Raw genomic sequence first — 26,231 nt, forward strand, 5'->3', positions numbered from 1 at the left:
GGCAGAGCGAAAGATTGATGCTTTGTGGGATGCAGTAGGCGCTTTGGTTCCCTGCTTCACACCCTCAGAATGCGCGAACTACTTCAGAGCTGCCGGATATGACCCGGATTGAACAGGATCTGCTCTAGCTCAGCCGGCGATCTGCTGCCAGGTGTTCTTCTCCAGCGACCGTTCCATCGCGTCGATGATACGCTCGTTGGCAAGGCCGAACTCGAAGTTCGGAAAGCAATCCGGTGCCTTGACGATGCCCTCGATCAAGTCGCGCACCTCGATGACCTTGACGTCGAAGTAGCCAAGGCCGCCGCCGGCGAAATCGAAGCCGAAGAAGGCGGAAAACTGTGGAACCTGACTGCCGGCATAGATAGTCTTGAAGCCGCGGTCGGGCTTCGGATCGTTAAAGCGCGCGATCTTCAGCTCGTTGAACCGCTCGCCGTCCATGATGATCGTGCCTTCCGTGCCCGACACTTCCCAGTAGATGCCGAAGACCTTACCTGCTGCTACGCGCGACGCCTCGATCGTGCCGCCAGCACCGCTTTTGAAGCGAACGAGCGTCTGGATTTGATCCTCGTTTTCCACCACCGCGCGCGATGCGTCGCTGCCGACCTTCGCACCGTAGCCGGAGCCGCCTTGGGCAACCGGCCGCGTGGGAAAGAAGGTCTGCGTCTGCGCCATGACACTGTCGACGTCGCCCATCAGATATTGCGCGACGGAAATCACATGACTACCGAGGTCGCCGAGCGCGCCGGAGCCGGCGTCCTTGCGCGAGCAGCGCCAGGAAAACGGCAGGTCCGGATCGTTGAAGAAGCCCTGGTCGAACCAACCTCGAAACCGCATAGGCACTCCGATGTCGCCCCTGTCGATCAAGTGCTTGGCGAGCAGGGCGGCAGGCGTCTTGATATTGTTGAAGGCGACCATGGTCTTGACGCCCTTGCGCTTTGCGGCGTCGGCCATCTCCTCGGCTTGGGCCAGCGTAACGGAGAGAGGCTTTTCGCAATAGACATGCTTGCCCGCCGCAATCGCTGCGAGCGCCATCTCATGATGCATGGCGTTGGGCGAGGTAATGTCGACTACGTCTACCTCGGGATCCTCGACTAGGTTGCGCCAGTCGCCGGTGCTCTTCTCGAAACCGTAACGGGCAGCGGCGTCGGCCGCCAGTTCCTCGGTGGCATCAGCCAGCAGAAAGAGCCGCGGAATGGCAGGCAGGTCGCGGTAGAGCATGCCCGCGCGACGATAGGCATCGGCATGGGCCTGCCCCATGAATCCGGAGCCGATCAGGCCGACGTTAAGGATTGTCTTGCCCATAATTTTCTCCAATGAAGCTCCTCAAGCAGCAAAGGTGCTGAGGATGTAGTGGAAGGCCGACGTGACGGCCGGTAGCGGCGGAGCGAGCGCGGGATCCTGCTCCGCCTCGACCACTAGCCAGCCCTGATAACCCCTTTGCCGAACAAAGGCTGCAAGCGGAGCGAAGTCGACGATGCCGTCGCCTGGCACAGTGAACATACCCCTGCGCACGCCGGCATTGAAACTGAGGTCGCCGCCGCGGACCTCGGTGATGACCGGCTCGCGCACGTCCTTCAGGTGAATATGGACGATGCGGTCGCCGAAGCGCTCGATCAGCCGGGTGTAGTCGAAGCCGCCTGCGACGGCATGGCCCGTGTCGAGCAGCAGTCCGGTCGCCGATCCAGCCTTGTCGAACAGGGCAGAGACCTCGTCAAATGTTTCCGTCACCATCATGAGGTGATGATGATAGGCGAGCGCCAGCCCGTATTCTCCTGCCAGCCGTGCGCTGAACTCGCTGAGCCGGGCTGCATAGGCCGCGACATCCTCCTTCGGCATCACGCACCGCGCCGACATCGGGGCATCAAGCGGCGCACCCGGCGCCATCATCGCCACCTCGCCATAGACCAGCACCGTTGACCCCATGGCGCGCAGGAGTTCGGCATGGGCCGAAACCGCTGCCATCTCAGCTTCGACACCGCGCTCGGCGAGCTCTCCGGAATGCCAGCCTGAGGCGAGCGCAAGGCCACGGCTGTCCAGGAGCGGCGCCAGCGCCTCGCGGCTGCGTGGCAGCTTACGCCCTAGCTCGACGCCTTGGTAGCCGGCACGGGCGGCATCGTCCAAGCAGGTATCGAGCGTGATGTCGGCGCCGAGATCTTCAAGTACGTCATTGGCCCAAGAAAGCGGACTTACAGCAAGGCGCACCCCATCCGGCAGCACCGCCAGGTTCTCTTTCGTCATGATGTTCCTCCTCGATGAAAGTGAACGCGCTAAGGTCGCCAGTGCGGCCCGATGCGGACAGGCATGCCGCTCTGCATGGAGACAAGCGCTGCCTCGGCGATACGCTGCGCCTCCAGTCCGTCCCTGATGCCGGCAAGCGGCCGGCCTCCGGTTTCTATCAGAGAGACAAAGGCCGCCATCTCATTGCGATAAGCATCGGCGAAGCGCTCGATGAAGTAATTCATCGGAGCGGAGGCGCGAAAGCCATCTGCATCGGCGATGGTCACTCCACGCTGGGGCCGGTTCTCCACATAGAGTACCTCCTTCGAACACAGCACTTCCAGCCGTTGATCATAGCCGAACGGCGCGCGGCGGCAGTTGACCATCTGTACGAACCGACCTGAGACGGAGGTCAGCGTCACCATCGCCGTATCGATGTCGCCTGCTGCGCCGATCTCAGCATCGATGAGACAGTTGCCCACGGCGTAGACGGTGGCAATGTCCTCGCCGAGCAGATAGCGGGCCATGTCGAAATCATGGATGGCCTGATCGCGAAACATGCCGCCGGAGCGCTCGACATAAGCGCGTGAGGGCGGCGCGGGATCGCGGGTGTGCATGACGATGTGCTCAAGAACACCCGCTTCGCCACTGACGATCCGCTCGCGCACAAAACGGAAATCGGGATCATAGCGGCGCTGGAATGCCAAAAGGCAGATAACGCCGGAGGTCTCGACAACGCTGGTGACGGCCTCCACCGTTACGAAATCGAGGCTGACCGGCTTCTCGCAGAAGATCGCCTTGTCGGCGTGAGCCGCCTGAAGGAGCAACTCAGCATGCGTATCGGTCGAGCTGGCAATCACGATCCCGTCGACCGACGCATCGGAGAACACGCTATCGGCCGAGACGATCTCCGCCCCGATCCTTGCCGCAAGGCCGGTCCGCTGCTCGCTCGCGACCGGGTCGACCAGGTACTTTACGCGCACCGAAGGCAAGCTGGCGGCATTCAACGCATGCACATGCCCGATACGACCCGCGCCGAAGACAGCGAGATCTGTCATTGAGTGCCTCCCATTCTCGGCCGGGCGCCGTTTCCGCCTCCATCCCGTTGCCCGCAGATTAGCCGAGTGCTACTGAAGGAGAACGTCAATTTTGAAGAGATTTCTTCAAACGGGGATCGGCTGATGGAAAAACCGACGGCGCGGGATCTGGCTGCTGCGGCAGGGGTATCGCTGTCCACGGTCAATCGGGTTCTCAACAATCGCGGCGGAGTACGCGAGGATAAGGAACGTCGCGTGCTCGAATATGCACGCAAGCTCAAGATCGATCGGGCGCTAAATCAGCGAGCCGCGCGCACCCTTCGCATCGCTGTGTTGCTTCAGTCGCGTGTCAATCCGTTTCACGCTGCGGTGCAGGACAGTTTTGAAGACGCAAACAGGAATTTCCTCCACTATAATCTTCAGTTTCAAGTCCACCACATCGATCCAACGCGACCGGTGGCGACGGTGGCCCTCGTCAATGCACTCTCCTCGCGCTGTGATGCGCTGGTCGTCGTCAGTCCCCAGAACGAGGACATCGCAGCCGCGCTAAGGGCATTCGGCCGGAACGGAAAGCCTGTCATCACGCTGGCAACCGATATTCGTGACGCCGAAAGATACGCTTATGTCGGACCAGACAACAGGAAGGCAGGCCGCGTTGCCGGCGATTTGATGGGGCGCCTGCTTGGCGAGAAAGGGGGTGAGATCATCGTCATCTCCGGCATGCTCAGCATGATTGGCCACGAGGAGCGCGAGATGGGTTTTCGCGCGGTGTTGCGCGAGCGCTATCCCCGGTGCATGGTAGCAGAGGTCCTCGAGAGTATGGAGCGCGGGGAAAGGGCAGGGGACCTCGTCTTTAACGCTTTGAAAGACAACCCGCGTGTTCGAGGCATCTACAATGCTTCCGCTGGCGCGCAGTCGGTCGTCAACGTGATGAAGACGCTTGGGAAAAGCAAAGACGTCGTTTTTATCACACATGAACTGACCGAGGATCGTCAACAATTGATGCGTGAAGGCATGATCGACGCAATCATTGACCAAAATCCGGCACTGGAAGTGCGAACTGCAGTCGAAGCTCTGGCTGCGCATTTTGGGAGAAAAGATGAACGAACGATCCCTCTCATTACTCCTATTCAGATTCATATGATCGAGAACTGTTGACACGCGCTCGCCTCCTTCGACTTCCATTCGCTCGAGAAGGGTTTGTCGCGGGACCTCAACGGTTCGGCAAGGGCGCGATAGAGGGCGTGGCCGGGCCGGAATCGGCCAACAATGCCGGGGCGCAGACCTCCTTCATCCCGATGCTCACGCTGGGCCTGCCCTCGAATTCGGTCATGGCACTGATGATCGGCGCCATGCTGCTTCAGGGCATCCAGCCCGGCCCGTCCGTGATGACAGAGCAGCCTACCCTGTTCTGGGGTCTGATCGCGTCGATGCGGATCGGTAATCTGATGCTGCTCGTGCTGAACCTGCCGATGATCGGCCTGTGGGTGCGAATGATCGCGATCCCTTATCACTTCCTCTTTCCATCGATCATCGCGCTCCGCGCCATCGGCCTTTTCAGTGTTAACAACAGCATCTTCGACGTCTATGCCATGGCTCTGTTCGGCGCGGTGGGATACCTGTTCCGCAAACTCGATGCCGAACCCGCTCCGATGCTGCTCGCCTTCATCTTAGGACCGATGATGGAGGAATTCCTGCGCCGGACATTGTTGTTCTCCAAGGGAGATCCGAGCGTCTTCCTGACCCGGCCGTTGAGTGCTGTCTTGCTCGTAACCGCGTCAGTATTGCTTCTGCTGGTCGCGTCGGCGACAACAGTGCGAGAACGACCGGCACGGTCATGGCGAGGAGACCGACGTTGAATTTGAAGACCAGCGCTCCGACGCGCCATCATCCCGCTTGCCGTTCCCTTTCTCCTGCAGGTGTCAGCGCGATCGGCGTGGTGGCGCCAATCGCGATCTCGACCACCATCGTCGATACCAGCCCATTCTCCACCAATCGCGCTCTTGTCGTTGCCAAAGCGCCCAACGACCGGCGGGAATAGGTGCTGCAGCAGCTTTTGATCTACAGGGCCTTGATCGCCCTCATCGGTCCGATCGTTGCCTGGCTGGTGTTCGTCGTGCCAGGTCTGGTCTGACATGGGCTTCGTTTCCATGAAAATGCGTGCCGAATCCTGTTCGGCACGCAAGCGAGCCGTCTGAGAGGAAACGCAGAGCAGAGATCGGAACGTTCCTTGGCAAAGATGCACTCGAGCTGAGGCTTGCCCCGATCTTGAACGGAGTCTGCATCGTGGCCCTCACGGAGGCGCTTGTCCTGCCACCTTGAAGGTTCAGGACAGGCATCAGGTGAAATCTTCAAACAGGCTCCGAATGTCGCGGGAAGGGTCCTCGATTACGGATCGTGAAGTCCCGAAGAGCGCAGTACGACGGTCCGGTACGCCATACGGGTCCCAAGAGGCGCGTTTTTCTCTTACAAAACCGCAAACCGTCACATGGAGATCATCCACCTCGCAGAGTTCTTCGGAGCAGGGCGAATGACCCCAAACCCAATTGAGGTCGGACACATGGGGCGCAAATCCAGCAAACGGACCGGTCGTCACGCCTCGATCATGCCGGTACATCCAAGTTGGATTTCCTGCCGACGCATGGGCATCCGCGAGACGCACGGACGGGAGGCCGTACTCCTCGGCCGACAAGAGGCGCACGCGTCCCTCCCTCCATGTCAATTCAGGATAGGCGGATCGTAAACGCATATCGATTGCTGTCAGCGTCTCTGGATCCAAATGGCTGAGCTGGTCTCGTCGCCAGGGTTCTTCTGCAATGAGCGCTTGGACGGCTGGAAGGGACTCGTCGCGAGACGTTCCGATCAGCAAGGGAACCGAGGCCCCCCGGCCATCTTTGATCGCAGAGAGTGGGCTCTGTGGTAGAAAATCGCCGCCGTACACGGGACGGAAAGGGAGTTTTCGGATCCCAGAGCGCAAGAACATCGCTTGCCATGTCAGGATTTGCTCCATCGAAGCATCCAAGAGCTGCGAAACGGGGAGGCCTGCAATGTCGATAAATCGCTGAGTGACAGCTTCTGCTTCCACCCGAGACGAGACTGTATCCGCGCCTCCCGAAATGACGATGGCGGCATGGAACAATCCCTGCGCGGCGGGGGCTGCCATCAGGGCCGCCACGTTCTTGCCCCCAGCGGATTCCCCGCCAAGGGTGATCCGAGCGGGATCACCGCCGAAACCGGCAATATTGTCTCTAATCCACTCCAGAGCGGCAAGTTGGTCACGAAGCGCGCAGTTGCCGCTGTCAACATGCTCCGTGCCAAGCTGCTCTCCGAGTTCCAGGAAACCGAACGCGCCAAGCCGATAACCGACTGTCACACATGTGATGCCGGCACGGGCAAACATGCTCCCGTTGTAGACAGGACGGGATGTTCCACCGATCAACTGCGAGCCACCGTGCAGCCACACGAGAACTGGATGAGGTCCGGGCGACCCTGGCGTCCAGACGTTGAGATAGAGGCAGTCCTCGCTCATTGGACGAGACGGCATAGCGTCTGGGTCGCCAGGGTAAAAACCCGGATCAAGCAATTGCGGCGCGATGGATGCGAAGCAGTCAGCCGATCGTACGCCCGCCCAGTGCTCCGGCTTCTCCGGCGGACGAAATCTGGCGTGTCCCATCGGGGCCTTAGCGTAGGGAATGCCTAGGAAGCGTACAACTTCGTCGGTCTGCCGTCCTTCAAGCCTTCCCGTGCCTGTTGTGACAGAGCAAACCGAATCAGGATCTCGCGGAAGATCAATGTGCATGCTGTATCAAAACTCCATCGGCGCTGAAGTCGTAATGGCAGGCGACGGCGTGATCGCCGCCTATCTTACGCAGCCGCGGCACTTCAGCGCGGCAGCGGTCAGTTGCAAAGGCGCAGCGGGTATGAAAGCGGCAACCAGATGGCGGCGCAAGCGGGCTTGGAACGTCCCCTTTCAGCAAGATGCGGGGCTTTTTTTCTTCCACGGTCGGGTTGGGCACAGCGGAAATCAATGCACGTGTATAGGGATGAGCCGCCGCCCCGAATATCTCCCGGCGCGCTCCCTCTTCGACAACATGACCGAGATACATGACCGCAACACGGTGTGTGAGATGCTCAACAATCGCCAGATCATGACTGATAAAGATAAGAGCGAGGCCGGTTTCTTTCTGTATATCGCCGAGCAGATTGACGATTTGCGCTTTGACGGAGACATCCAGCGCGGAAACAGCCTCGTCGCACACGATAACGTCCGGATTCGGCGCCAACGCTCTGGCAATGGCGATACGCTGCCTCTGGCCACCAGAGAACTGGTGAGGGTAGCGGTTTGTGGCATCACGCGGCAAACCGACCATATCAAGAAGAGTTGCTATTTTTGCGTCGATGTCAGCTCTGCTCGCCGCCAGGCCGAAGTTGACCAGTGGCTCCGCGAGAGTTTCCCGGACGCTCATCCGTGGATTGAGGCTCGAAAAAGGATCCTGGAAGACTATCTGCACCCGGGCGCGGAATGCCTTCAGAGCCGCGCCTTGAAGCGTATCTGCCCTTTCGCCATTCAGCAGGAATTCGCCGCCTGTGGGGTCTTGAAGACGAACGATCGTCTTTCCGAGAGTGGATTTCCCACAACCACTTTCTCCAACAATCGAAAGCGTCTCGCCGCGCTTGAGGGACAGGCTCACGTCATCCATGGCATGCACCGTTGCAGTCGGCCTGCCCCAAAAGTCCGGGCGCAGGAAATAATGCTTCTGCAGGTTTCTAAGCTCGAGCACAGGGGTTTCCATCGTCATGCCTGCAGCCTCCGTTCGACGTGATGGCAAGCAACCTTGTGGTCGGGTTCCACCGCTTCAAAGCTCGGGGCGGTATGGCGACAGAGATCCGTGACAAGCGGACAGCGTGACGCGAAGGCGCAACCCGGTATGGATTCGTGTAGGCTCGGCACCTGGCCGGGAATCTCCGTCAGTCGGGACGCGGCATTGTCGTCAAGCGACGAGCCTAGCTTGGCGATTGTTGCGAGTAGACCACGAGTGTAGGGATGAAGGGGGTGCAGGAAGAGGTCCTTCGTGGTGGCTTCCTCGACCGTCCGTCCTGCATACATCACGATTACCCGATCGGCCACATCCGCAACCACCCCGAGATCATGCGTGATCAGAATGATTGCCGTGCCGGTGCGCTTCTGCAGATCCGCCATCAGTTCGAGGACCTGGGCCTGTATCGTCACGTCGAGTGCAGTCGTCGGCTCGTCGGCGATGAGCAGTTTCGGCTCGCAAGCCAGCGCCATCGCGATCATGACTCGTTGGCGCATGCCGCCGGACAGTTGATGCGGATACTCGTCGATCCGTTGTTCGGCAGCAGGTATGTCCACCAGCCGCAACATTTCAATCGCTCGTGCGCGCGCCTGCGCCCGCGAGAGGTGCTGGTGCAGGATCAGCGTTTCGGCAATCTGCCTGCCGATAGTGAGGACCGGATTGAGGGACGTCATGGGCTCCTGAAAGATCATGCCGATCTCATTGCCCCTGATCTTTCGCATCTCGGCTTCGCCAAGCGAAAGAATATCCCGCCCGAGAAACTCGATCCGCCCGCTGCTGCGCGCCCTACCTCCTGCCAAAAGTCGCATGATGGACAGTGACGTCACGGATTTGCCAGACCCGGATTCGCCGACAATTGCTATGGTCTCACCGCTCTCCAGCGTAAACGAGACGTTCTCCACGGCACGAACCGGACCGCGCTCGCCGCGGAAGTGGGTGCGCAATTCGCTGACATTGAGAATGGGCATTTTCTGCTCCTCCTTCAGATTCGGCTCGCAGCACGCGGATCAAGTGCATCGCGCAGGCCATCCCCAAGCAAGTTGACAGCCAGCACGGTCAACGACAGGAAGACTGCCGGGAACAGAATGATGTATGGCTTGATCTGCCAGAGCATTCGGCCCTCATTCATGATGCCGCCCCAGCTGGGGATCGACGGTGGCGTACCAGCGCCAATGAAGGACAACGCGGCTTCGGTGATCATCGCAGCCGAACAGATATAGGTCGCCTGGACCATTATCGGACCGAGCGTGTTCGGCAAGATATGCTTCACAATGATCTTCGGCATGGAGGAACCCGATGCGATCGCACCATCGATATAGGCCTGTTCGCGGATCGAAAGCACAAGCCCGCGTACCAATCGGCTCATCCGCGGAAATTCCGCGATCGAAATCGCCAGGATCACGTTAAAAACCGAACCGCCAACCGCCGCCATGAGCGCAATTGCCAGAAGTATGGGAGGAACTGACATCAAGCCGTCCATCAGACGCATGATCACCATGTCGAGTCTTCTGTAGGCGCCTGCGGCCAGTCCGGTTACAAGCCCTAGAAATGTGGCGCACACGGCCACCGCGAAGCCCACGAGCAGTGAGACGCGCGCGCCATACACGACACGCGAAAAGAGGTCGCGCCCCAGCATGTCGGTTCCGAACCAGAACTCGGCCGTGGGTTCGCGGTTGCGTTTGATGGGAGCGATCTTGTCGGGATCGATCGTTGCGATCCACTGCGCAAAAACGGCAATCAGCACCATCAGAAACAGTATACCTCCTCCCGCGACAATAGTGGGATGGCGGCGAACGAACGTAGCGACCCTGCCGCGCCTCGGTTCCGAAGGGAAAAGATCGCCAGTCGCGATCATATTGGATTTGATCGTCATCAGTAGCGCACCCTTGGATCAAGAACGGTGTAGAGAAGGTCGATTGCCAGATTGATCAGGACGTAGGCGACGCTAAACAGCAGGACGACACCCTGAATGACCGGATAATCGCGCCGTAGAATGGCATCGACGACAAGGCGTCCGACTCCGGGTATCGCAAAGACGGTCTCGGTGACCACGGCGCCACCTATCAGCAGGGCGATGCCGATACCGATGACTGTGACGATCGGAACCGATGCATTCTTCAGGGCGTGGATGAAGAGAACGGGACCTTGACCAAGCCCCTTCGCGCGTGCTGTGCGAATGTAATCCTGCGACAACACGTCGATCATCGAGGTTCGTGTGATGCGTGCGATCAACGCTATATAGACGCAGGAAAGCGCTATTGCCGGAAGGATAAGATTGGCAAGAAAGGGAGCAAAGCCTTCGGCCAGCGGGGTATAGCCTTGAACCGGCAGAAGGTCGAGCCGGATGGCGAACACCCAGCTGAGAAGATAGCCGACGACGAAAACGGGCACGGAGAAACCGAAAACGGCGACCGCCATAACAATCCTGTCGATCCAACGACCCTGATTGGCTGCCGCCAGAACGCCCATCGGAACTGCAATACAGACGGATATGATGACAGTGAGCAGCATCAACGAGAGCGTTGGCTCCAACCGTTGGCCGATGAGAGTCGTGACCGGCAACTGGGAAAAGATTGAGACACCCAGATCGCCGCGCAACGCATGGCCCAGCCAGCCGACGAAGCGAATGTAAAATGGCTGATCCAATCCCAAGGTGACGCGAATGGCATCGATCTCTGTCTGCGAGGCCTGGTCGCCCGCAATCAGCGCGGCGGGGTCGCCCGGTGCGAGATAGAGAAGGCTGAATACGAACAAGGCGATGAACAGCATCACGGGTATTGTGGACAGCAGCCGTCGACATACGAAGGTAAGCATTCGAGACTCCTCGGATCGTGGCTAGAGGTGCACCCTGGGGGTCTGCACCGACCCCCAGGAGGAAGAATGTTACTTCCGCTCGACATTCCAGTAGACGGGAGCAGGGGGCGTGAGGAGTCCCGAGAGATCGTCCCGATAGGTGCGGATCTGATACTGCGTCGCGATCGGAATGTAAGGCACCGTCTCAAGCGCGCGAAGCTGGATCTTCTCGGCAAGCGCTTTGCGCTCATCGAGATTCGTCAGGTCGGCAAAGCTTGCTCGCATCGCCTCGATATCCGCGTCACAAGGCCATCCGAACCAGGCCTTTTCACAGTTCGATCGCAATCCAAGATGGCCGACCGGTTCAAGGAAATCGAGCCCCCCAGGACCGGAAATGAAGATCGACCATCCGCCGGCATCAACCGGCTCCTTGCTTGCACGACGGCTGGTGACGGTTGCCCAGTCCATCGCCTCGACCTTGGTTTTGATGCCGATTTCCTGGAGCAGCTGGTCGGCGACGGTCACAAACGCATGGATGTTGGTATTTTCCGTCGCATCAAGCAGCACCGCCGGGGTGCCGTCGTAGCCGCTTTCGGCAACCATTTTTTTGGCCTTCTCCAGATCCGGAGAAGGGAAACCCGCTTCGGTGTGGTACGGTGAGGAGCAGGTGTAAAAGGACTTACACGCCTTGCCCAACGACGGGTCGCTGATGACCGCCGCAAGGAAATCATCCCCATTTACCGCGTATAGCAATGCCTCGCGCAGCTTCAAATTGTTGAATGGTGGCTGGATGGTGTTGAGACGGATCTGTTGAGCGACGCCGATATCGTCCTGTTTGGCGACCGTCACGCCCTTTGCCTCCTTGGCCAACGGTATCAGATCAGCAGAAACATCCTCATTGATGTCTATCTCACGTTTGCTAAGTGCATCGAGTGCGGTCTGCTGGTCCGGGATGATCACCCATTCGACCCGATCCATTTTTGCAACCTTGCCGCCTGCAAGACCACTCGCCGGTTCGGCGCGCGGCGTGTAGTTTGGATTTCGAGCAAAAGCGAGCTTGGCACCGGGAACCCACTCTTTGGCAAGAAACATGAATGGTCCCGACCCGGTATAGTCGGTAACCGGGGTTGTTGGTGGTGTCGCGTCAGCGACACGGGCCGGCATGATAAAAGGAACCGGCGCGCCCGCTTTCCCAAGAGCGTCGAGCACCAAACCCCAGGGTTTCGACAAGGAAAGGGTGAATGTGTGAACATCGACTTCGGCGAAGGTTGCTCCCTTGGCCATCATCTGCTGACCTAGGCTATCGTTTACGCTCCAGCGCTTCAGTGAAGAAATCACGTCCTTGGATGTGACGGGCGCCCCGTCGCTGAATTTCAGGCCCTCGCGCAGCGTGAAACTATATGTTTTACCGTCGTCGGACGTCGTCCATTTCTCGACCATTTGCGGCTGAATCTTCAGGTCGGCGTCCAAGGCGAACAAGGTGTCGTAGATCATGTAGCCGTAATTGCGCGCCATGGAATCCGATCCAAGCATGGGATCGAGGGCCTTGACGTCGCCCGACGGCTTGATGCGCAGTACAGACTCAGCGGATGCAGCACCTGCAAACGCCACGCTTGCCGCCAGAAGGCTGGCGGCCAAAAGATGTAACTTCATATGTAGTCCTCCCGTTTGAAGTTAATACTGAGCTCCGGCACTGTTCCCGGCAGCGGTATTTTTCACCATTGCAACCTGTGACGATGTTCCTCCACGGCGCAGATACGCAAAGGTCGCAAGAGCCAGGGCCGAAGAAGGCTCCCGACCCAATTCCGATTCAACCAGTCGCAATTCGACATCGTCGGCTCCACCGAACAGCGAGGCGTCTATGCCCTTGCGAATGGCGGCAATACTTTTGCTTCCGAGACCCACGGGCCATCCACCGACCAGGACACGACGGGTCTGGACGATGTTCAGCGCATTGCCGATGGTAAGACCCAAGCGGGCCAGGCGCTCGCCAAGCTCTGCTTCTGCTTTTGCCGCGATGGGAATGCGCTCGGGCCACTTGTCGCCGAGGTCCAGAATAGCGACCTCTTCAACCTTCAGGCACGGCGCAATAGCGGCAGTGGAAAGATAGGTTTCGACGCAACCGAAATTGCCGCAGCGACACTTGGGGCCCTTCGGGTCGAAGACCATATGCCCGATCTCGCAGGGCGTAACCTCGCCGCTCTCAGCAAACTCATCGACGACGGCAGCTGCCACGCCATGGCCGACGAACACATAAAAACTAGGGCTTCCGAGATGGCCGATCCGCATTCGCGTACGGTGGGCAATCGCCCGCGCGGCAATCGAGTTGGCAATCTCGACCGCCACGTCTGGAAATACATGCTCCAGGCTCTTGAGCAAATTCTCCGCATTAAGTGGTATTATCGGGTTCGTGACGCGGCCGGCGCCATATCCGGGGAGGGCGACGGCAATCTGTTCGAGTTGCGTGCCGTATCTGGCGCAGCCGCTGGCCAGCGCGCCTACAGCCTTTGACATGGCGTCTTTTACCACCCGTGGATCCGCGCCATCAACGAGGGTGAGACGCTCGACGAATATCGGCACACCGGTTAACGCCGCCACGCCGACGTGAATGGAATTGTTGGAGACCTCGATCGCGCCGACATGTTTATTTTTACTTAGTGTAAAAAATGCACTCGGCCCTCCTTGGTAGGGCGCAGTATGGCGCGACTCGGCGATCACGTCTTCCGACTTCAGTTCGGCAACGATCCGGGAGATGCTTGCGTCAGTTAGCGCGAGATCCACGGCCAAATTCGGCCTATATGTACCACCATTGCACCAAATATAGTTGAGGATGGCCGCACGGGTTTCGCGTCGACTACGGTTCGGCTTCAACGTATCTCCTCCCTAGAGACGTCTCATTTTTACATAGTGTAAAAATGAGATAATCGTAAACGGAACCGACTGTCAACTGTGTTATCGCACCGGCCTAGCTAGTCAGTCCGGGCACTGGCGGAAAAGTCGGAAAGCTTCTAATAACGCGGCTGATCGGGTGGGTGAGGTTCCCCAGGATCTCTCCGCAGGCATCCCGATCCTTCCTCGTCGCCGTCGGGGGAAGAAATTTCACACCAGCAGAACACCCACGCCAGACGCCTCCTGAGGGGGCGGCATCATCTCGGAACAAGGGGGCGACTATTTTTCGGAATGGGGGGCGGATTGCCTCGGAATTTGCATGCTACACTCCAGAAGTAGCGAAAACAGAGGGGCCAGGAACAACGAGGGCAGGAGACGGACGACGAGCGAACGGACTCACTATATCGCCGTGATCGCCGGCGACTGTATCGCATGGAAATCATGCTTGAGGGACCCAGTGTACTGAAAGCGAAGTCACATCAACCACGGCTTCCGGCTCAAGCAGAAATGGCAGGGGCGATCACTGATCGTTGCAGTAGGGTGCGCCTCAAATCGTCCAACTCGACGGGTGATTAAACAAGCCCTCATGGCACTCAAATTGCTACGGTGGTTATGCATTTCGCGCATACCACTCCGCAAAGTTGGTATTTTCCTAACAGATGCAGACCTGCGATAGTCTTTAGAACAATTGGCATCTAGCCGCATAATGGGAACAAGGTTTTTGCGAGATTGCGGGCACTCTGTGCTCCTGCCTACGCAAGAAGTACTAATCTAAACTGAAGGAGGATCCTATGAAGCATGTCACTCACCGCGTCATCCTGAAAGGGATTGCAATACTTTCTAGCGCCGTCTGTCTGTTGACGGTGACTGGGGTTGTTGCGAAGGCCGATGATCAACTGACCGAAATCATCAAGCGCGGAACCCTGCGCGTTGGTGTTCAAGGTGCCTTTAAACCATGGTCTTTCCCGCAGACAGATGGGACGATGACAGGCATCGAAGTGGATCTCGCTGGGGATGTGGCTGCGAAGCTCGGTGTGAAGCTGGAGCCGATCATCATCACATCGGCAAACCGTATCCAGTTCTTAGAGCAAGGTAAGGTCGATCTTCTTATCGCCGGGATGTACGACACGGCCGAGCGACGCAAGATCGTCGGGATCATCGAGCCATCATATTGGGCGTCCGGACCTACGTTGATGGCCAAAAAAGGCGTAATTAAAGATTGGAAGGGGATTGAGGGCAAGCCTGTCTGCGCCAAGCAGGGTGTCGTCTATAACAAGAGAGTCGAACAGGAATACAAGGCACGCATCGTCGCGTTCACAGGTAACTCTGAAGGCAAAGAAGCCCTGCGTTCGGGGAAATGTGTCGCATGGCTCTATGACGATGTCGGCATCCTGGCCGACCTCGAACTACCTGAGTGGGCCGACTACGAGATGCCTGTCCCTGTACTTTACAACAACCCATGGGGCGCTGCTGTTCCGATCGATCAGATAGACAAACCGTGGGGCGTCTTTATGTCGGGGATCGCGTATCGCTGGCAGGCGGCGGGGAAACTTCTCGAGCTCGAAAAGGCCTATAAGCTGAAGCCGTCTGACTGGTTCAGCCAGCAAAACGCCAAGCACGCCTGGGATAAATCATATCTTGGTGGGCAATAGGTTTCGTGCACCTTAAGCTCAAGGGCTGGACCGTCGATCGGAGGTGGGTATGGAAAACGCCATCAGTGATTTTTTTAAAGAGCTCGACGAGAAAGTCGGGCTGAATTTCAACATCTTCTATGATCAGTACGAATTCAGCCGTTTCTTGAATGGTGCCGCTAACTCGCTGGAGCTCATGTTTTGGGTGATTAGCGTTTCGATCGGATTGGGAATCATCGGTGCCTCTGCCCAATCGATCGGGCCCCGATGGCTCAAGAACATAATTGGCGCATATGTTCAAATTTTCAGAAACACGCCGCCGATGGTCCAGCTCCTGTTCTTTTACTTTGGTTTGGGCAACCTTACACCTCAGGTTGATATGGGCGGCTACACTGAGCCGCTCATCTCCTCATTCACATGGGCCGTGATCGCCCTTGGCATATTTGGCGGGGCCTATAACGTCGAGATCTTTCGATCCGGTATTGATGCTGTTCCTAAACAGACCAGAGAAGCGTGCGAAAGCCTCTGCCTGTCGAAAATGCAAACGAACGTTCACGTCATTCTCCCGCTGGCGCTCAGGATAAGCCTCCCCGCCCTCGCAGCGAATGTCGTGAGCTTGGCGAAAACCACCTCGCTTGCTTATGTCATATCCGTCCCTGAAATGACCTACGTTCTTAACCAGGTCTGGTCGGACAGTATGAACGTGCCGGAGATGATCCTTGTCCTGTTCCTCTTCTATGTCGTTGTCGTTGCAGCGATCGGGGCCATCTTCACGTTTATCGAAAAGCGCACGAGCATACCGGGATTTGGCCAATGACGGAGCCTCGTATGACCCAGGCGGAAACGATGCGTGAAGCGCGCTCCACTTCGTTCAATTTACGTCAAGCGGTGTGGATTGCCGTAATCGCGGTGTCGCTATTTTTGGTTATCAATGTCGTCAACAACCAGAACCATGCAGGCTCTGACGGATCTGCGACAGCGGTGCTACTCAGGTGGATGCCCTATATTCTCGAAGGTTTTGGACTGAACCTTGTGATGAGCTGTCTTGCGATGGTGTTAGCGACCCTTTTTGGCGTCCCACTTGGAATTGCCCAACAAAGTCAGTCCGCGTTTGTCCGCCTTCCCGCTCAGGCCGTAACGCATCTGTTTCGTAATGCCCCGTGGCTCGTCGTGCTCTTCAGCGTCATGTACCTGATCCCTGCCAACGGAAACTTTCTTGGGCAGCACGTGGAAATACCGGACTGGATCAAAGCCACCTTCGCATTTTCGTTGCCTGTTATGGGGAATATCAGCGAAATTGTCCGCGGCGCGATCAGATCCATCCCGACTGGCCAGTGGGAATCGGCATCCGGCTTAGCTCTGAGCAGACGTCAGACGATGATCCATATCATTCTCCCCCAGTGTGTGAAGCGCTCCATTCCATCGTGGATGAACTGGTACGCCTTGCTGACGTTGTCGACACCAATGGCGGCGATCCTTGGGGTCCGCGAGGCGGTTGGAAGCGCACAGGCGGCAATGGAAGCAGGCGGCGGACGCCCAGACTTCTTGATCCCGTTCTATCTTTTCCTCTTGTGTCTCTTCTTCCTTTACATCTATCCGATTGCCCGGCTCACAAAGAAATTGGAGCGAAAGTATGCTGTCGTCTGAACAAGATCGAGCAATCCCACTGAACGGCCAGCAACACGAACCCATCGTCAGCATCCGCGATGTGAGGAAGCGTTACGGCTCGTTGGAGGTCTTGAAAGGTGTGAGCTTCGATATACGCCGCGGCGAAGTCGTCTGCATCATTGGACCTTCAGGTTCAGGCAAATCGACGCTTATCCGCTGCATAAACGGACTGAGTGACATCCAGCACGGTTCGATCATCGTGGACGGAATCGAAGTTCGTGATCCGCGTCTCGACGTCATAGCACTGCGAAGGAAGGTCGGCATTGTTTTCCAACAGTACAACCTCTTTCCACACAAGACCGTTTTGCAAAACGTCATGTTGGCCCCTCGCTTAGTGCTTAAAGAATCGAAGGACGTGGTCGAGCAACGGGCTCGCCAGCTGATTAGTAAAGTCAAGCTTGATGGCAAAGAAAACGTCTATCCAGGTGAACTTTCGGGCGGCCAACAGCAGAGAGTCGCAATCGCCCGTAGCTTGGCCATGCGTCCCGACATCATGTTGTTCGACGAAGTAACCGCCGCCTTGGATCCGGAAACGGTGAAGGAAGTACTCGCTACCATCAAGGAATTAGCTCAGGACGGTATGACATGTATACTTGTCACGCACGAAATGGGTTTCGCGCGCGAAGTCGCCGACCACATCTATTTCACTGACGGGGGCGTGATTGTCGAAGACGGCCCACCGTCCGAAATCTTCGGCAATGCACGAGATCCCAGGACCCGGCGCTTTCTCAGCCAAGTCCTCTGATCTGTTCCGCTGAAAATTAAATCAAAGGTAGCCTCACGCGCCATTGCGGGCGCCGTGGGATAGCTTTGTCAACTTGGATCGACTCGATATGAACATGATAAATCCCAGTGCACCGCAGAAAGACTCGCTTCTCCAGCCGCTGCAGATCAAACATCTCACTTTACGCAACCGCATCATGAGCACGAGTCACGCCTGTGGCCTGGAGCAACACGGCATGCCGGCTGAGGCATATCAACTCTACCACATAGAAAAGGCCAAGGGCGGTATTGCTCTCTCCATGTTTGGTGGATCCTCGAACGTCGATCGCGATTCACCGAATATTTTCCGTCAATTGAATGTCGGAAAAGATGAGATAATACCATATTTTCAGCAGTTTAGCGAAAGAATGCATGCAGAGGGCGCAGCTCTGATGTGCCAGATAACCCATCTTGGACGACGTGGAGATCCTTATGCCGGCGATCATCTTTCCACAATTGCGCCCTCCGTCATCCGCGAAACATTGCATCGCAGTATCCCCAAGGAGATGGACGAGGACGATATCCGCCGTGTGGTTCAAGCTTTCGCGGATGCAGCGCGGCGCTGCAAGGAGGGCGGGCTTGACGGCATCGAAACTTTGGCGGGCGGGCACCTGATCGGTCAGTTTCTTTCACCTTTAACCAACCGACGGACAGACGGGTTTGGCGGTAGCCTCAGAAATCGCTGCACATTTGCTTTGTTGGTACACGAGGCCATCCGCAAAGCTGTCGGCGACGACTTCATTGTGGGTATCCGCCTCAGCGTAGACGAGGGGCTATCGGGAGGTCTCGGCTTTGAGGAGAGTGTAGAAATAGCGCGGATCCTTGAAAGTGAGACGTCAGTGGATTTCTTCAACGCCGTTTACGGATCCATGGACACAGCGCGAAGCCTCACAGTTGAAAACATGCCCATCATGGGGTCTGCGTTCGCCCCATGGGTTGAGCCGATTGGTCGCTTCAAAGCCGAGGTTCGCCTGCCTGTCTTCCATGCAGCGCGTCTGGCAGATGTCGCATCAGCTAGGTATGCCTTAACTGAAGGCAAGATCGATATGGCGGCAATGACGCGCGCGCACATCGCCGATCCCTATCTGGTGGAAAAAATCAAATCCGGCAGAGAAAATGAGATCCGTCCCTGTGTCGGAGCCTCACATTGCCAATCCTCCCAAAGGCCCTCCTGCTTGCACAATCCAGTCACCGGGAGGGAAGGAATACTTCGCCACAAGATTGAGAGGACGACTGGATCGGTCAAAAACGTTGTTGTCGTCGGTGGAGGGCCAGCCGGCCTGGAAGCTGCAAGGATTAGCGCCGAGAGAGGACATCGAGTCAGTCTGTTTGAAGCGGCCTCACAGCTTGGTGGGCAGGTCCGTCTCGGCGCAAACGGTTCTTGGCGGCGCGATCTTATCGGGATCATCGAATGGCGAGTATCCGAGCTCGAGCGGCTCGGGGTCTCGGTTCAGACGGATGCCTATATGGATCAGTCAGATGTCGAGCAACTCAACCCTGACATCGTGATCATCGCCACCGGAGGACTTCCGAACATCGATCTCGATCACGGAAGCGAGTTCTGTCTGACCGCGTGGGACGTAATCTCGGGCCATGCTTCGGTTTCGGGCACAGCACTCATTTTTGATGGAACGGGTAGGCACGTGGCTCCCTTGGCCGCAGAAAAACTGGCAAAACAGGGAGTGAAAATCATCTATCACTCCATTGACGGTCAGCTCGCCGAGGAAACGACCTATCTTGAGCAGTTCAAGTGGAAGAAGCGGTTCCTGGAACTGGGAATCACCCCGGCATTCGACTCCCGCCTTGCGGGAATCCAGCGCAGTGGAAATCACTTGACTGCAGTCCTTTTCAACGAACTTACGGCAACGGAATCGTCTATTGTGATCGACTGCGCCATCGTTGAGCAGGGAACTATCCCTGTCCCTGACCTTTTCGAAGGGCTTCGCGTCAACTCCCTGAATAACGGTGTTGTCGACATTGAGGCGCTGGTCGAGCAGCGGCAGCAGCCCTCTCACGACAAAGCAGGCCTGCTAATCTACCGCATAGGCGATGCTGTCTCCAGCCGAAACATCAATTCGGCCATATACGACGCCTATCGCATATGCAGTGTAATCTAGAACAGGGCGGATCGCCCGCGTGCCTCTATAATCACTTTTGCAATCGTGAAGGGCGCTATGCGTAGAGCGTCCTACCTCCGAGCTGTGTTGTAACGAGGCAGCCGACCTTCTATCAATGAGCCAAGGAAGACGGCAGTCCTGCGATTGTGGTCCAACGGCATCCGGAAAGGTAGGCTCGGCATGGATTATAGGAGCGCGATGAACCTAGGTTCATTTGCAGCGTTTCGGGCGGTCATGCTTGCCGGTACAGTGAGCGGCGCGGCACAAATCCTTGGCCGGAGCCAACCGGCAGTCAGTCGTTTGCTCGACAAGCTCGAACATGATCTCGGTGTACAACTTTTCGAAAGACGAAAAGGCTTGATCGTCCCCACTGCGAAAGCACGTGCTCTCATGACGGAGATCGAGCGAGCATACCTGTCGATGGACTCGCTCAGAAATTCCGCTCTGCGTCTCTCCAAGGTCCAAAAGCCTCAAATCACAATAGCTTCGATGGCAGCTCTAGGCCTCGAATTTGTACCTTATGCCTTGGCTGAGTTCCGAAATGATTGGCCCGAGGTCGAAGTCTCATTAACCGTAAGAACTTCAGCTCGCGTAGAGGAATATGCGGCGGCCCAGCAAGTGGATTTTGGCTTCGTTGAAATGCCGTATCATACATCGGGCCTGAAGGTCGAAATCTTCAGCACAGCCCCTTATGTCGTTGCTGTTCCTGCCACACATAAGTATGCCTCGCGCAGCAGTCTTGGTCTCATGGACCTAGCCGATACAGACTTCATTTCCTATTCGAACTATGCACCGGTCCGCCAATTACTCGATCATTCGTCACAAACAGCTGGAGTCGAGGCAAATTATGTTTATGAGGTCAATTTGTCTTATCCTGCCTTGTCGATGGTAAGACGAGGTTTAGGGATTGCAATCATCGATCCCTTTACTGCTATGCTCTGTGAATTTGGCGATGTGAAATTCGTCGCGCTGAAACCGTCGATCCCGTTTCGCGTCTCCTTGCTACGTCCAGAAACCCGGAAGTCGAACCCGGCAATGGACGCCTTAATCGACCGTATGTGGCAGTTGAAGGACAAGCTTCTGACCTCTTTGCCCACCTAAGGCGGTATAAGTATCGCGCATAACGAAGGCCGCTCTTTCAATTTCGAGTTGGGCGACTGGCTAGGTATTCTTTGTTCGCAACAGTTTCCGCTAAGTGATTGGGAGATCGAAGAATGTCGTACGTGACCGCAAAAATTCGAGCAACAAAAGTCTATCACGGCTACGACAGCGAAAGAGAGCTTATCATAGACGACCTTCCTCAGTCGGACTTCGTAGAAAAGCTGATCAAAATCGAGCGAATCCTCTCCGTCACGGAACAGTATATCTTTATCGAGTGCCCACATGACACGGTTCAGACCTGGGAATACGAAGGATCGTTGGCGGACATCAAAGAGCGCATGCGGGCCGCAGGTGTTTCCCTCCAGTAAGCAAAAGCTTTGCAGAAAATCGCTGGTAAGACTTTGAGGAAGGACCCCATGAAGATCCTGGTGCCCGTGAAGCGGGTTGTTGATTACAATGTAAAGATCCGCGTAAGGCCGGATGGCACGGGCGTAGAGCTTGCCAACGTCAAGATGTCGATGAACCCGTTCGACGAAATCTCGGTGGAAGAGGCGCTGCGGCTGAAGGAAGCCGGCAAGGCTGCGGAAGTGGTCGTCGTGTCGATCGGTCCGGCCAAGGCCGAAGAGACGCTGAGGACGGCGCTCGCCATAGGTGCCGATCGCGCCATCCTGGTCGAGACCGACGAGACGCTCGAGCCGCTTGCCGTTGCCAAGATCCTCAAGGGCGTGGCAGACGCCGAACAGCCGGGCCTGATCATCGCAATCACATCGTCTCCGGCTAATGCCTCCAGTGTGTGGATAAAGGCAGGCAGCGTGGCGGCGCGCCGATCGGGAGGCAGACGCGCGACCGCTTGTGCCTTTGCGGCGGCCGCGAAGCACGCCAAAGCCGAAACTTTGCCCGGCGGCAGCCGATCGGTCGAGGGAAGCTCGCTGGTGATGGCGCGAATCTCTGCCAAACGTGCAAGCGCGCGGCTGATCTCGCGGCCGCACTGTATATAGGGGCCGTCCCGCAGACGATCGAGCGGGCTCCGCCTTACGCTCTCCGCGACCACCACAAGGTTGTCGAGGCGTGCACGCTGATCGGGCGTGACTGCCTCGATCAGCAGGCGATGCAGACGTGCGTTCGCACGGGTCCGCACCTTTGCCACGGGGCGTTCGAGAACAGACAGGCCTGGAAGCAGTACCTTGGCCTCAAGCAACCAGGCGACCGCGCGGTCAAATATAGCTGAAGGTGGGTCCGATCCTATCCAACACAGGGCATATAGGAAGCGGTTGAGCCGGAAGCCGACGCCGCGATCGGTATAGGTTCTGTAGTCATAACGCTGGCGAATTCGGGAGCATGTCGCCAGCGCCCCTCGCTTCGGGCATATTCGGCGATAAGCTCCTCATGACCGGGGAGCGAAAGCTGGCGGGCCGTGAAGCGCAGGGCGGTGTCAGGCACCTCTCTCGGATCTTCGAGAAAAATCCCGAGCATGCGTAGCGATCCGAGCTGAACGGCGACACCCAGGCGATTGTGATTACCGCGGTGCGTGGCGACGAATGCGCGATGAACGTCATCGAGATGAAAATAGCGGGCCAGTTGATCCGGCGTCGGCTCTCCAGTGAATCGGCCATATTCCCTGGCCTGGCTTTCGGTCAGGAAACCAACCGGCATAGTCTTTAGACCCGTAGAGCAGTATCGCGCTTGGTACGACGCTTGGCGAGGAGCTCGTTGGCCCGTTCGCGCGGCTTTCCTTTCGCATCGACATAGGCGTAAAGCGTTGACAACGACATGCCGAGCTGGGCGGCGACATCGCGCGCAGCATTGTCCTGGTCGGCCATCATCGCCATTACCCGCTTTGAGTTTCTGCAGAGTCATCACACGCGGGCGTCCACCAGCTCGACCACGCGCGCGGGCCGCCGCCAGTCCCGCCATGGTGCGTTCGTATATGAGATCACGTTCGAACTCCGCCAGCGTCGCAAAGATACCGAAGACCAGCCTGCCGGTCGGGGTGGTGGTGTCCACGTCGCCGGTTAGCACCTTGAGCCCGATCCCGCGCTTCTGTAGATCGCTCACCAGACCGACCACATGCGGAGCGAGCGGCCGATGCGATCGAGCTTCCATACCACGAGCGTGTCACCGTCCCGAGCGACGTCGAGCGCCTTTGCCAGACCAGGCCGCTCAGTCACTCGACCGGAGCACACGTCGTCATAGACCCGCCCACATCCGGCACGCTCCAGGCCGTCGCGCTGAAGATCAAGATTTTGCTCGCTGGTTGAAACGCGCATGTAGCCAATTATCATATCCATTCCCCGCTTCCGTATTAACTCAGACGCAGGGGGAGTTTATCGGCTATAGGTTTCTGCACGGGTATTTATGAAATTCGGCGGCTTTTCCAACGGCTTTGCGATTGACTCCACATCAACATATCAAACCGGGGTTTGTTGCTAGGTCTAATCGGCCGCTTCCGACCCATATCGGTTATTCGAAATCAGGCATAGCGTATGGCGATGAGCCCAATGGAGAAGTGCATGACGAAGTCGAATCTGGCAATGGGCGCCTTCAATGAGCCGGAGATCGTCTCTATCGAGCAAGACGCGCGCCTTGTGGTGCTGGCGCGGACTTTGGACACGAAGTCGGTAGACGCCAAGGAGACCCTTGAACAGGCGGCGAGCGAATGGAGCCGTTTTGGCGATACGTGCCTTGGTCGTGCCCTCTATCGCCATCATTCGATCTTCAAGAGCCAATCTGATGCGCCTATTTGGAGCCATGCCGAGTTTGTCTATTTTCGAGATATTGTTCCGAACGAAGTAGTTGATCAGCTTGTCACTTCTCGGCTGCCGTCGGACGTGCATCTGCTGCGAGCTGAAATCCTTGTTACGACACCCGCGTCGTTTGTCTTTCCACGAGGTTGGGCTGGGTCAGCTCATCGCCCGGATCGAAAGCCATCACTTGAATACATCGATGTCGACCCGGCCTTTCTCAGTGAATATAGAGAGATCATGAGGCGTTACATTGGACCAGCCGCGTCGAAGCTCGTCGCTGTTGGAAAGCTCGGCACTTTCAGGACCATGGAGACGGCCGCTGTTCTATTCCAAGACCCTTCTCTGGGTACGAAGTGGAACCAGGTTCACCTGAGTGAAGTGGACGCCGAGAACTTTCAAGGGTTCGGACAGGAATTCGACGCGGCTCTTCGCGAGATTTCGACGGATGGTGGTTTTGCCGGCGTGTTCGCTGGGCTCGACCGAATGCGTACCATCCCTCGCTGGACCTTGAACGATCCGGTGCTGGAGCTGGACACTGCGGTTGGTGAATGGATAGCGGCAATGGGATAAAGATAAAGGTCAGCTTCCACCTCGATTGGACCTTATAGGCCCGAGCGTCTCGAGGATTGACGAATGGCTTATGTAGTTTTTCTGTGCCGTTGCTACTCAGACCCCGATAGCTGTGACGCGGATCAAGCACCGGCACATAGCGTGAGAAGGTGTCGACCACCGTCAGAACCCGCAATTTCTTGCCGGTGGCCAGTTGATCGTGCACGAAGTCCATCGCCCACACATCGTTTGGACCAACCGCCATCTGACGATCTTCCCGAAGCTTCGCCCTGACCCTGCGCTTCGGAGTCTTGTTCCGCAACTGCAGGCCCAAGTCCCTGTAGATGCGATAGGTTCGCTTGATGTTGGTGCCCCAACCCTCGCGTTCGAGCAACACGTGCACACGGCGGTAGCCGTAGCGATGGGGCATTCCGTCCGCATCATCCCGGCGCAATTCGTGAAGCCGTATGTAAAGTCGAACAAGAATGACATCATCGATGCTGCGGCGATTGCAGAAGCTGCAACGCGACCGACGATGCGCTTCGTTGGCATTAAGCAAGCTGATCAGGTCGATCTTCAGATGTTGCATAGAGTGCGGAGCCGCCTTGTATCGGCTCGAACCAACCTGATTTGCCAAATGCGCGCCTATTGCCTGGAGCACGGTATCGCTATGCGGCAAGGCGCTGGCGTATTTAAACTCGATATCTGTCGTGTCCTTGATGATCCCGAGAATGATCTCACAGTCACGGCACGCGGCATTTTGCGTGATCTGCACGAAGATCTTCAGCGGCTCGAAGCCCGCATCCGCCAGGTCTCGAATGAGATCGAGAACATTGCAGACGCCGACGAGCGCGCAAGACGGCTAATGTCGATCCCCGGAATCGGCCCACTGGGCGCAACGGCAATCCTCTCGGCGATCGGGGATCCTACCCGTTTCGCAAAGGCGCGTGATATCGCCGCCTGGCTAGGACTAGTTCCACGCCAATACTCGACCGGAGGAAAGCAGAATCTTCTGGGCATCAGCAAGCGCGGAAACAATTATCTTCGACGCCTGATTATTCACGGTGCGAGATCGTGCTTGATGCACCTTGATCGCAGCAAGGACCGTCTTGGGATATGGATCGACGAGCTCCGATCGCGAATGCATGTCAATAAAGTAACGGTCGCTTTGGCCGCGAAGCTGGCACGCATCGTCTGGGTCGTGCTCACAAGGCCGGGGGCGACGTACATGCGTCAGCCAGCAGCTTAACACTGATCCCGCCTTTCCAGCCTTCGATGGCTGGACAGATTGCGAGGTTCGAGGGTGATGACGAAACAGTTGATCGGCGTTCTGTAAATCCTGGTCGAAAGCGGGCCGCGTGCCCGAAGAAGCTATTTGGAAACAGAATGTGCGGATCTCATCAGGGCCTGGCTGCAACAGCAGTCCACTCGCGAGAGGCCGTATACATTTATGCAAACTGCAGTCGTCAGAGCCTAATCCTTGCAATGGCAGGGCGGACCATACATTTCGCCGAATGACATCCTGCAGCATCTCGCGGTCCAGCGTCAGATCCGCGACGATTTTCTTCAATCGCGCGTTCTCGTCCTCGAGCTGCTTCAGCTTCTTCATCTCCGGCGGCAACATGCCGGCATATTTTTTCTTCCAATTGAAGTAGGTCGCCTGGCTGATCCCCGCCTTGCGGCAGATCTCGGCAACCGACACACCTTCATCACCCTGCTTCAGAATGAACGCCTTCTGGGCGTCCGAAAACTGCGATGCCTTCATCGGCTTCCGTTCCTTTCCCAGCCAGGAAAATCCACCGGAAAACTCTAATCAAAAACGGTCCAGTTTGAAGGGTTCAGATCATTTCGCTCATCCTGTCCCTATACTTGGAGCAGGGGGCCCTCGTCATGCGCGAACGCTAGA

Annotated in this window: 19 protein-coding genes and 9 pseudogenes; 14 read left to right on the top strand and 14 right to left on the bottom strand. The window is 57.2% G+C overall.

Annotated elements, in window-relative coordinates:
• Window positions 1-112, top strand: a pseudogene (locus tag C5L13_RS27355) (IS630 family transposase); the annotation flags it as partial.
• Between the two features lie 17 nt (window positions 113-129).
• Here the strand turns inward: C5L13_RS27355 and C5L13_RS27360 are convergent.
• From C5L13_RS27360 to iolG, 3 genes are read right to left on the bottom strand one after another with little or no spacing between them, the layout of a single operon-like run.
• Window positions 130-1,302: a Gfo/Idh/MocA family protein gene (locus C5L13_RS27360; RefSeq protein WP_105386438.1), complete on the bottom strand. Its 1,173-nt coding sequence runs from the start codon at window positions 1,300-1,302 to the stop codon at window positions 130-132.
• 21 nt (window positions 1,303-1,323) lie between these two features.
• On the bottom strand, window positions 1,324-2,238 hold the full coding sequence (gene iolE, locus C5L13_RS27365; protein ID WP_105386439.1) for a myo-inosose-2 dehydratase: 915 nt from the start codon (window positions 2,236-2,238) through the stop codon (window positions 1,324-1,326).
• 29 nt (window positions 2,239-2,267) lie between these two features.
• Window positions 2,268-3,275, bottom strand: coding sequence for an inositol 2-dehydrogenase (gene iolG, locus C5L13_RS27370; RefSeq protein WP_105386440.1), 1,008 nt, complete (start codon window positions 3,273-3,275; stop codon window positions 2,268-2,270).
• Between the two features lie 123 nt (window positions 3,276-3,398).
• On the opposite strand from iolG, the gene C5L13_RS27375 reads away from it, so the two are divergent.
• The 3 genes and pseudogenes from C5L13_RS27375 to C5L13_RS27385 all read left to right on the top strand — a co-directional run.
• Complete coding sequence (locus tag C5L13_RS27375; RefSeq protein ID WP_105386476.1) at window positions 3,399-4,412, top strand: LacI family DNA-binding transcriptional regulator; 1,014 nt, start codon at window positions 3,399-3,401, stop codon at window positions 4,410-4,412.
• A gap of 6 nt (window positions 4,413-4,418) precedes the next feature.
• Window positions 4,419-5,113 (top strand): annotated as a pseudogene (locus C5L13_RS27380) (tripartite tricarboxylate transporter permease); the annotation flags it as partial.
• A gap of 12 nt (window positions 5,114-5,125) precedes the next feature.
• Window positions 5,126-5,388, top strand: a pseudogene (locus tag C5L13_RS27385) (SLC13 family permease); the annotation flags it as partial.
• A gap of 204 nt (window positions 5,389-5,592) precedes the next feature.
• Here C5L13_RS27385 and C5L13_RS27390 read toward each other — a convergent pair.
• From C5L13_RS27390 to C5L13_RS27420, 7 genes are all read right to left on the bottom strand, one after another.
• Window positions 5,593-7,053 carry a carboxylesterase/lipase family protein gene (locus C5L13_RS27390; RefSeq protein ID WP_105386441.1) on the bottom strand — a complete coding sequence of 487 codons (1,461 nt, stop codon included), beginning with the start codon at window positions 7,051-7,053 and terminating at the stop codon, window positions 5,593-5,595.
• The gene (locus tag C5L13_RS27395; RefSeq protein WP_105386477.1) at window positions 7,043-8,047 is read right to left on the bottom strand and encodes an ABC transporter ATP-binding protein; all 1,005 of its coding nucleotides are present in this window, start codon (window positions 8,045-8,047) and stop codon (window positions 7,043-7,045) included. Before C5L13_RS27395 ends, C5L13_RS27390 begins: the two co-directional genes overlap by 11 nt.
• 2 nt (window positions 8,048-8,049) lie before the next feature.
• Window positions 8,050-9,039 (bottom strand): ABC transporter ATP-binding protein, encoded by a 990-nt coding sequence (locus C5L13_RS27400; RefSeq protein ID WP_105386442.1) that lies wholly within the window; start codon window positions 9,037-9,039, stop codon window positions 8,050-8,052.
• A 14-nt stretch (window positions 9,040-9,053) separates the two neighbouring features.
• Window positions 9,054-9,944 carry an ABC transporter permease gene (locus C5L13_RS27405; protein WP_105386443.1) on the bottom strand — a complete coding sequence of 297 codons (891 nt, stop codon included), beginning with the start codon at window positions 9,942-9,944 and terminating at the stop codon, window positions 9,054-9,056.
• The gene (locus C5L13_RS27410; protein ID WP_105386444.1) at window positions 9,944-10,885 is read right to left on the bottom strand and encodes an ABC transporter permease; all 942 of its coding nucleotides are present in this window, start codon (window positions 10,883-10,885) and stop codon (window positions 9,944-9,946) included. Before C5L13_RS27410 ends, C5L13_RS27405 begins: the two co-directional genes overlap by 1 nt.
• Before the next feature lie 69 nt (window positions 10,886-10,954).
• A complete protein-coding gene (locus C5L13_RS27415; protein ID WP_105386445.1) occupies window positions 10,955-12,517 on the bottom strand; it encodes an ABC transporter substrate-binding protein in 1,563 nt (520 codons plus the stop codon).
• A 21-nt stretch (window positions 12,518-12,538) separates the two neighbouring features.
• Window positions 12,539-13,735: an ROK family protein gene (locus C5L13_RS27420; RefSeq protein ID WP_105386446.1), complete on the bottom strand. Its 1,197-nt coding sequence runs from the start codon at window positions 13,733-13,735 to the stop codon at window positions 12,539-12,541.
• 809 nt (window positions 13,736-14,544) lie between these two features.
• Here C5L13_RS27420 and C5L13_RS27425 point away from each other — a divergent pair.
• The 8 genes and pseudogenes from C5L13_RS27425 to C5L13_RS27460 all read left to right on the top strand — a co-directional run.
• Window positions 14,545-15,405 (top strand): transporter substrate-binding domain-containing protein, encoded by an 861-nt coding sequence (locus C5L13_RS27425; protein WP_105386447.1) that lies wholly within the window; start codon window positions 14,545-14,547, stop codon window positions 15,403-15,405.
• Window positions 15,406-15,454: 49 nt separating this feature from the next.
• Window positions 15,455-16,201, top strand: a complete 747-nt coding sequence (locus C5L13_RS27430) for an amino acid ABC transporter permease (protein WP_105386448.1) — start codon at window positions 15,455-15,457, stop codon at window positions 16,199-16,201.
• Between the two features lie 11 nt (window positions 16,202-16,212).
• A complete protein-coding gene (locus tag C5L13_RS27435; protein WP_245571505.1) occupies window positions 16,213-17,031 on the top strand; it encodes an amino acid ABC transporter permease in 819 nt (272 codons plus the stop codon).
• A complete protein-coding gene (locus C5L13_RS27440) occupies window positions 17,018-17,797 on the top strand; it encodes an amino acid ABC transporter ATP-binding protein (RefSeq protein WP_105386450.1) in 780 nt (259 codons plus the stop codon). The genes C5L13_RS27435 and C5L13_RS27440 overlap by 14 nt, the downstream gene beginning before the upstream one ends.
• Before the next feature lie 88 nt (window positions 17,798-17,885).
• Window positions 17,886-19,931 carry an oxidoreductase gene (locus C5L13_RS27445; RefSeq protein WP_105386478.1) on the top strand — a complete coding sequence of 682 codons (2,046 nt, stop codon included), beginning with the start codon at window positions 17,886-17,888 and terminating at the stop codon, window positions 19,929-19,931.
• 180 nt (window positions 19,932-20,111) lie between these two features.
• Window positions 20,112-21,032, top strand: coding sequence for a LysR substrate-binding domain-containing protein (locus C5L13_RS27450; RefSeq protein ID WP_245571506.1), 921 nt, complete (start codon window positions 20,112-20,114; stop codon window positions 21,030-21,032).
• Window positions 21,033-21,145: 113 nt separating this feature from the next.
• Window positions 21,146-21,400 (top strand): hypothetical protein, encoded by a 255-nt coding sequence (locus C5L13_RS27455; protein ID WP_105386451.1) that lies wholly within the window; start codon window positions 21,146-21,148, stop codon window positions 21,398-21,400.
• 48 nt (window positions 21,401-21,448) lie between these two features.
• Window positions 21,449-21,791: pseudogene (locus C5L13_RS27460) on the top strand (electron transfer flavoprotein subunit beta/FixA family protein); the annotation flags it as partial.
• A gap of 439 nt (window positions 21,792-22,230) precedes the next feature.
• Here the strand turns inward: C5L13_RS27460 and C5L13_RS27470 are convergent.
• A pseudogene (locus C5L13_RS27470) lies at window positions 22,231-22,685 on the bottom strand (DUF4158 domain-containing protein); the annotation flags it as partial.
• 5 nt (window positions 22,686-22,690) lie between these two features.
• Window positions 22,691-23,314 (bottom strand): annotated as a pseudogene (locus C5L13_RS27475) (recombinase family protein).
• 228 nt (window positions 23,315-23,542) lie between these two features.
• On the opposite strand from C5L13_RS27475, the gene C5L13_RS29105 reads away from it, so the two are divergent.
• Window positions 23,543-24,346, top strand: coding sequence for a hypothetical protein (locus C5L13_RS29105; protein ID WP_170117336.1), 804 nt, complete (start codon window positions 23,543-23,545; stop codon window positions 24,344-24,346).
• A 100-nt stretch (window positions 24,347-24,446) separates the two neighbouring features.
• Here C5L13_RS29105 and C5L13_RS27485 read toward each other — a convergent pair.
• Window positions 24,447-24,746: pseudogene (locus tag C5L13_RS27485) on the bottom strand (IS3 family transposase); the annotation flags it as partial.
• Between C5L13_RS27485 and C5L13_RS27490 the strand changes: the two are divergent.
• Window positions 24,744-25,574 (top strand): annotated as a pseudogene (locus C5L13_RS27490) (IS110 family transposase); the annotation flags it as partial. The pseudogenes C5L13_RS27485 and C5L13_RS27490 overlap by 3 nt on opposite strands.
• A 258-nt stretch (window positions 25,575-25,832) precedes the next feature.
• Here the strand turns inward: C5L13_RS27490 and C5L13_RS27495 are convergent.
• Window positions 25,833-26,090, bottom strand: a pseudogene (locus tag C5L13_RS27495) (transposase); the annotation flags it as partial.
• Window positions 26,091-26,231: the final 141 nt, after the last annotated feature.

The sequence above is a fragment of the Neorhizobium alkalisoli genome, assembly GCF_002968635.1.
GTDB classification, from domain to species: domain Bacteria; phylum Pseudomonadota; class Alphaproteobacteria; order Rhizobiales; family Rhizobiaceae; genus Neorhizobium; species Neorhizobium alkalisoli.

Excerpts from the sequence above, each read along its gene's own strand:
- iolE (WP_105386439.1), bottom strand. The coding sequence starts at position 2,238 with ATGACGAAAGAGAACCTGGCGGTGCTGCCGGATGGGGTGCGCCTTGCT.
- C5L13_RS27390 (WP_105386441.1), bottom strand. The coding sequence starts at position 7,053 with ATGCACATTGATCTTCCGCGAGATCCTGATTCGGTTTGCTCTGTCACA.
- C5L13_RS27430 (WP_105386448.1), top strand. The coding sequence starts at position 15,455 with ATGGAAAACGCCATCAGTGATTTTTTTAAAGAGCTCGACGAGAAAGTC.
- C5L13_RS27360 (WP_105386438.1), bottom strand. The coding sequence starts at position 1,302 with ATGGGCAAGACAATCCTTAACGTCGGCCTGATCGGCTCCGGATTCATG.
- C5L13_RS27405 (WP_105386443.1), bottom strand. The coding sequence starts at position 9,944 with ATGACGATCAAATCCAATATGATCGCGACTGGCGATCTTTTCCCTTCG.
- C5L13_RS27445 (WP_105386478.1), top strand. The coding sequence starts at position 17,886 with ATGAACATGATAAATCCCAGTGCACCGCAGAAAGACTCGCTTCTCCAG.
- C5L13_RS27395 (WP_105386477.1), bottom strand. The coding sequence starts at position 8,047 with ATGGAAACCCCTGTGCTCGAGCTTAGAAACCTGCAGAAGCATTATTTC.
- C5L13_RS29105 (WP_170117336.1), top strand. The coding sequence starts at position 23,543 with ATGACGAAGTCGAATCTGGCAATGGGCGCCTTCAATGAGCCGGAGATC.
- C5L13_RS27440 (WP_105386450.1), top strand. The coding sequence starts at position 17,018 with ATGCTGTCGTCTGAACAAGATCGAGCAATCCCACTGAACGGCCAGCAA.
- C5L13_RS27375 (WP_105386476.1), top strand. The coding sequence starts at position 3,399 with ATGGAAAAACCGACGGCGCGGGATCTGGCTGCTGCGGCAGGGGTATCG.
- C5L13_RS27450 (WP_245571506.1), top strand. The coding sequence starts at position 20,112 with ATGGATTATAGGAGCGCGATGAACCTAGGTTCATTTGCAGCGTTTCGG.
- C5L13_RS27400 (WP_105386442.1), bottom strand. The coding sequence starts at position 9,039 with ATGCCCATTCTCAATGTCAGCGAATTGCGCACCCACTTCCGCGGCGAG.
- C5L13_RS27435 (WP_245571505.1), top strand. The coding sequence starts at position 16,213 with ATGACCCAGGCGGAAACGATGCGTGAAGCGCGCTCCACTTCGTTCAAT.
- C5L13_RS27410 (WP_105386444.1), bottom strand. The coding sequence starts at position 10,885 with ATGCTTACCTTCGTATGTCGACGGCTGCTGTCCACAATACCCGTGATG.
- C5L13_RS27455 (WP_105386451.1), top strand. The coding sequence starts at position 21,146 with ATGTCGTACGTGACCGCAAAAATTCGAGCAACAAAAGTCTATCACGGC.
- iolG (WP_105386440.1), bottom strand. The coding sequence starts at position 3,275 with ATGACAGATCTCGCTGTCTTCGGCGCGGGTCGTATCGGGCATGTGCAT.
- C5L13_RS27425 (WP_105386447.1), top strand. The coding sequence starts at position 14,545 with ATGAAGCATGTCACTCACCGCGTCATCCTGAAAGGGATTGCAATACTT.
- C5L13_RS27415 (WP_105386445.1), bottom strand. The coding sequence starts at position 12,517 with ATGAAGTTACATCTTTTGGCCGCCAGCCTTCTGGCGGCAAGCGTGGCG.